Origin of the sequence: Microbispora rosea (assembly GCF_900156315.1) — a bacterium.
GTDB lineage: Bacteria > Actinomycetota > Actinomycetes > Streptosporangiales > Streptosporangiaceae > Microbispora > Microbispora rosea.
In genome coordinates this window covers 19,714-20,615 of sequence record NZ_FTNI01000029.1, presented here as the reverse complement: position 1 = coordinate 20,615, position 902 = coordinate 19,714, and the positions used below count along the sequence as shown (strand labels likewise).

Sequence of the window (902 nt, the reverse complement as noted above, 5' to 3'; positions counted from 1 at the left end):
GGCCGGACGGGAAGATGTCGCCCCCGCGCCCGCGGGGATGGTCCCAGGCTGGACTGGTCCAGCGTCACCTCGTTCACGTCGCCCCCGCGCCCGCGGGGATGGTCCCCAGGCGGGTTGAGGATGCCGAGCGGAATGTCGGTCGCCCCCGCGCCCGCGGGGATGGTCCTCCTCGGGCAGCCGGCCCGCGTACCCGTCGCCCGTCGCCCCCGCGCCCGCGGGGATGGTCCGAGACCCAAGGGGAAGCCGGGGCCATCCCCGAAGTCGCCCCCGCGCCCGCGGGGATGGTCCCGAGTAGGTGCGGCCGGGCTGGTTGGTCGCGACGTCGCCCCCGCGCCCGCGGGGATGGTCCGGGCAAGGAGGCACCCGCCAACGCCAGGCCGTGGTCGCCCCCGCGCCCGCGGGGATGGTCCCTGCTCCGCTCGATCGCGGCGAGCATCGGCTGGGTCGCCCCCGCGCCCGCGGGGATGGTCCCGGCCGATCCCCATACGACGAGACCCGCGTGGGGTCGCCCCCGCGCCCGCGGGGATGGTCCGCGCTGGGAGTCGTTTGCCCCGGAGCGCGACGAGTCGCCCCCGCGCCCGCGGGGATGGTCCCGTCCTGGAGCCCGGATCCGGCGTCGGCACGTTGTCGCCCCCGCGCCCGCGGGGATGGTCCGGACTCCCTGACCACCTTCGGCCAGTGGATGTCGTCGCCCCCGCGCCCGCGGGGATGGTCCCTGACCGACGTGGCGTAGGCGTCGCCGCCGTACGTCGCCCCCGCGCCCGCGGGGATGGTCCCAGGCGCTCGACGCGGCGACCGTGGCCGCCGAGGTCGCCCCCGCGCCCGCGGGGATGGTCCCATGCCCGCAGTGTGGTCATTGTGACGCGGGAAGTCGCCCCCGCGCCCGCAGGGATGGTCCCACC

1 CRISPR repeat array is annotated in these 902 nt (G+C 77.9%).

The annotated features are described in order from the left end of the window. Nucleotides 1-16: 16 nt before the first annotated feature. Nucleotides 17-898: a CRISPR direct-repeat array (repeat unit 28 nt; unit sequence GTCGCCCCCGCGCCCGCGGGGATGGTCC). Nucleotides 899-902: the final 4 nt, after the last annotated feature.